This window comes from Limnofasciculus baicalensis BBK-W-15, from assembly GCF_024178385.1.
Taxonomy (GTDB): domain Bacteria; phylum Cyanobacteriota; class Cyanobacteriia; order Cyanobacteriales; family Coleofasciculaceae; genus Limnofasciculus; species Limnofasciculus baicalensis.
Genome location: NZ_JAMZMM010000414.1, coordinates 1 through 4,785, shown reverse-complemented (window position 1 = coordinate 4,785; position 4,785 = coordinate 1). Strand labels below are relative to the sequence as shown.

Sequence of the window (4,785 nt, the reverse complement as noted above, 5' to 3'; positions counted from 1 at the left end):
CCCTCATACACTAGGGCTTATAAAGCCAAAGCGGTTGACCAGATGTCGCCAATTCAAATTCTAACCAATCCATCCCAGTCGATAGACCTAAAGGCATCCGACTCCTACTACCAGGTACGAGACGATTCCATAAAGATTTAGGTTCTTCAATGGTCTCACACTTAGTTTTATCTGGATCGAGATCTACCAATTCGGCTGCCCAGCGACGGGCATCTTCCTCAGTTCCCAGTTTATCAACAATTCCCAGAGCCAAAGCTTGCTGACCTGTAAAAATCCGCCCATCGGCAAAGGTTTTCACCGTTTCTACTGCCAATTTTCGACCTTCGGCAACCGTTTGCACGAATTGCTGATAACTAACATCGATCATCTCTTGGAGAATACTCTGTTCTGGCTCTGTCAGTTCCCGATCGAAGGCGAGAATGTCTTTGTAGGGACCAGATTTAATCACTTTAAAGGAAATACCAATTTTCTCTAACAGCCGCTCCAGGTTATTACCGCGCAGGATCACACCGATACTCCCGGTAATCGTACCAGGGTTCGCCACAATATGTTCGGCTCCCATACCAATGTAAACTCCCCCAGATGCGGAGATATTACCAAAACTGGCAACAATTTTGAGTTTTTCGCGCAGGCGCATCAGGGCACTATAGATTTCTTGGGAGTCGCCCACAGTACCGCCGGGACTATCTATCCGTAACAGCAAAGCAGGGTATTTCTTCTCTTCCACCGTTTTCAGGGCTTCCAGCACCCGTTTGCGGGTTTGTCCTGCGATCGCGCCTGTTATTTCTATTCGGGCAATTTGTCTACGAGACTTGGGCTTAAAAGGCCAGACCATGATTTATTAAGTAATTGAGTGGGTGAGTTTTAAGGGTGGTAAGCCTTAATACTTAATTCTAAGGTAAGAGGTTAGGGGTAAGAGGTTAGGGGAATTTTTTCGGTCACCTCTCACCTCTCATACTTAACATAACTAAATATTTATTGTAAAATATTGTAAAGAATCATAAAAATTATCTCATCCTTAAACCGCCCAGCAATAATAAACAATCTCATGCAGCTAAAAACCAACACCCAACTGCCTTTCGGCATCTTAGGACTAATCGCACCATTTTTCCTGTGGGGTACGGCAATGGTAGCAATGAAAGGAGTCATCCCCAATACCACACCCCTATTTATGGCAGGATTCCGTTTACTGCCAGCAGGTATTTTAGTCTTGATAGCAGCCAGTATCATGAAGCGTCCCCAGCCCAAAGGATGGGCTGCATGGCTCTGGATTGGCTTATTTGCCCTAGTTGATGGGGCTTTGTTTCAAGGATTCTTAGCTGAGGGATTAGTGAGGATTAGTGCGGGTTTGGGTTCGGTGATGATCGACTCTCAACCCCTCGCAGTAGCATTACTTTCCGGACTGCTATTTGGCGAAATTATTGGCTTATGGGGTAGCGTGGGATTGGGGATTGGGATATTGGGGATTAGTCTAATTGGTTTACCAGATAGCTGGATTATCAGCCTCCTCCACGGCGATGCCTTAACTTTAAACTTCAGCCTACAAGGATTGTTTGAACATGGCCAATGGCTGATGCTGTTAGCCGCCTTATCCATGGCGCTGGGAACAGTAATGATTCGGTATGTCAGCCAATATGCCGATCCCGTTACCGCGACAGGTTGGCACATGGTTTTGGGTGGATTGCCCTTATTCGCCCTATCCGGGATGTGGGAATCCCAACAATGGGTAAATATCGATCTCGGAGGCTGGGTGGCATTAGGGTACTCTACTATTTTTGGCAGTGCGATCGCATATGGTTTATTCTTCTATTTTGCCTCCAGTGGGAATCTCACCAGTCTCAGCTCTTTAACCTTCCTCACACCCATATTTGCCCTATTCTTTGGTAAGTTATTCTTGTCAGAAGTCCTCACTCCCATACAGTGGATTGGCGTTAGCCTAACCTTAGTCAGCATCTATCTAATCAATCAGCGACAGGAAATCGCCCATCGGTTACAATCGATTATGAACCAGGGTGGAACCACTCCAGATTCAATCAGCCCATTGTCAGAAACCCCACGCCTGAAGGCGGGGGCTTGAAATACAGCCCAATCTGACCAGACTCAGTACCGAAGGGTACTACGTTAGAGGCAAGCGTTTAAGAACATACCAGAGAATGCGCAGCCAGTTCTCTGCTCTATAACCAAACAGTTAAGCATCTGTACAAGGGTTAAGGAAGTGCTGTTTGGATAGTTACCGACCTCTAACATTGTCAAGGCTAACATTACCCCATTCATGGGAGGCTCAATGGAGCAAAACCATTATGCGTACAGGGTTGTGGAACTTGAAATGGAAATTGTCCCATTGAAAGTGCATTACAAAAGTACACCGAGTCGAGCAACTCCAAGGCGGTAATGGGTAGAACAGACCAGAAGATGACAATTTCCACTATTTTGACGGCGACTCAAGTCGCAGCCGCGTTCCTCCCCGTGGAAGACAGCCAGTTGCTCTCCCGCTCGTTTTTTGGTGAGAGAAATAGGGTGTCAAATTCCATGCTTATTGAAAGTTAGGTCATTGAGCTTAGATGTAATATCTAATGATTTGAGCTAGCTTGGAGTGAGATCGAAATAGCCGATAGTGGCTACCTCTTCAAGTCCCTGATTCTTCTATGACTCGTCATCCCTCCCCTGTACTTCTAGCTGCCTGTATCACTTGCTTAGGCTGGTGTTTGATCGCCTACCCATCTAAATTAGAGCCAGCCAGTGCTAGCTCACCACTCAACTTACCTGAATCCTTCCTCATTGCCCAGTCGCCAACTCCTGAAGCCACTGAGCAAAAGCTCCTTAAAGTTGGCAGTGAGGGAGAAGCCGTCAAAGACTTGCAGAAAAAACTCAAACAGCTAGGCTTCTACAAAGAGGTAGTCAACGGTTTCTATGACGCAAAAACGAAAATTGCCGTTGCTGAATTCCAAAAATCTCTTGGTATGGATGTCGATGGCATTGCTGGCAAAGGCACTTTGAGTCGCCTGAAAGAAGAGGCAGATAAGAAATCTAAACCATCAGAATCTAAAGATAAATCCCCAGCTAAGGAGCAGAAAAAGAAAGTAGATCTAGATAAAATTAGAAAAATCCTATTTATAGTATTACTTGTTGCTGTAATTCTGGGGACAATTGGCGGCGGATTATTTCTCTTAGTCAAGAAGTTAGACGGGAAGAAACAAGGAGCGAAACCCAATACCAAAACCAAGAAGAAAAAACGATCTAAACCCAAGTCTACCCCCAAAAGTCTAGAGCCTCAACTTAAGATCGAAAATTCTATTACCAACGATTTCGATCCTGAAATAGAACCCGTTGACACCCATAATCATCCCAACGGTTATACCTCTTCCTCCTTGGCGATTGTCAACCCAACCCCTCCCGAAAATCCGTCACCCCTTCAAACAACAGATAGTACATCCCTGATTAAAAAAGATAGTAATCTCGCCAAAACAAATACTGTGCCTGTATTAATTAAAGACTTAAAAAGTTCCGATCCCCAAAAACGCAGAAAAGCGATCTGGGAACTTGCACAGAAAGGAGATTCGAGGGCTGTACAACCTTTAGTAGATTTAATAATCGATTCTGATTCCAAGCAGCGTAGTTTAATTTTGGAGGCAATCTCCCAAATTGGAATTAAGACGCTTACTCCGATGAATAAAGCACTAGCACTTTCCTTACAAGATGACAATCCTGATGTGCGTAAAAATGCCATTCGGGACTTAACCTTAGTTTACGAATTAGTCAGTCAAGTTAGCCAACTATTGTCCTATTCTGTAAACGATCCCGATCCAGAAGTTCAGGAAACAGCAAGGTGGGCGCTGACTCAATTAGAGCGGATTCGCAACCCAGGAAAGCTGAATGAATTACCCCAATCACGCAATTCATTGAATTTTCCAGAAAATCACCAATTAGGCTCTTGGAAGGATGAGTTATGAAGTATGAAGGAAGGAAGGAATTATGAAGGAGAAAACAATAGCATTTGCAATTGGTTAATCTTGAAAAAACATCAATATACTATTGATGTTTTTTCAAGAATATAAACTTCTTCATCCTTAATCCTTCATCCTTAATCATTAATACTTCATCCTTAATACTTCATCCTTAATCCTTCATCCTTAATCCTTCATCCTTCCCCAATCCATGCTCCAACAAACATCAAAACAAATCTGTATCTACGACACAACCCTCCGGGATGGTACTCAGCGAGAAGGATTATCCCTGTCACTAGAAGACAAAATACGGATAGCCAGACAACTCGACGAATTAGGTATACCATTTATTGAAGGGGGATGGCCAGGAGCGAATCCGAAAGACGTACAATTTTTCTGGAGACTCAAAGAAGAACCCCTCACCCAAGCCGAAGTAGTCGCATTTTGTTCTACTCGCCGTCCTAATATTAGAGCAGTCGATGATCCAATGCTCCAAGCCATCCTTGCCGCAGGTACTCGCTGGGTGACAATTTTCGGTAAATCCTGGGATTTGCAAGTAATAGAAGGCTTAAATACTACCCTAGAAGAAAACCTGGCGATGATTCGAGATACCATTGAGTATCTCATCAGCCAAGGACGACGAGTAATTTACGATGCCGAACATTGGTTTGATGGCTACAAATACAATCCTGAATATGCTCTCAAAACCCTAATCGCTGCCAGAGACGCAGGCGCTCAATGGTTAGTGCTATGCGACACAAACGGCGGAACCCTACCTCATGAAGTAGCACAAATTGGTCGAGAAGCGATCGCAAAAATTCTTAACCAGGATGGGGGAGAG

General features: G+C 44.3%; 4 protein-coding genes. 3 read left to right on the top strand and 1 reads right to left on the bottom strand.

All coding sequences use genetic code 11. The features are described 5' to 3' along the window. Positions 1-10: 10 nt before the first annotated feature. Positions 11-835, bottom strand: coding sequence for a signal peptide peptidase SppA (gene sppA / locus NJ959_RS25630; RefSeq protein WP_254014589.1), 825 nt, complete (start codon positions 833-835; stop codon positions 11-13). Between the two features lie 213 nt (positions 836-1,048). Between sppA and NJ959_RS25625 the strand changes: the two genes are divergently transcribed. The 3 genes from NJ959_RS25625 to NJ959_RS25615 form a co-directional block, all read left to right on the top strand. Continuing rightward, complete coding sequence (locus NJ959_RS25625; RefSeq protein WP_254014588.1) at positions 1,049-2,077, top strand: DMT family transporter; 1,029 nt, start codon at positions 1,049-1,051, stop codon at positions 2,075-2,077. A 568-nt stretch (positions 2,078-2,645) separates the two neighbouring features. Next, positions 2,646-3,950 carry a HEAT repeat domain-containing protein gene (locus NJ959_RS25620; protein WP_254014587.1) on the top strand — a complete coding sequence of 435 codons (1,305 nt, stop codon included), beginning with the start codon at positions 2,646-2,648 and terminating at the stop codon, positions 3,948-3,950. A gap of 205 nt (positions 3,951-4,155) precedes the next feature. Then, positions 4,156-4,785, top strand: a 630-nt coding sequence (locus tag NJ959_RS25615) for a hydroxymethylglutaryl-CoA lyase-like TIM-barrel protein (protein WP_507237494.1), incomplete at its 3' end; no start/stop codon positions are given.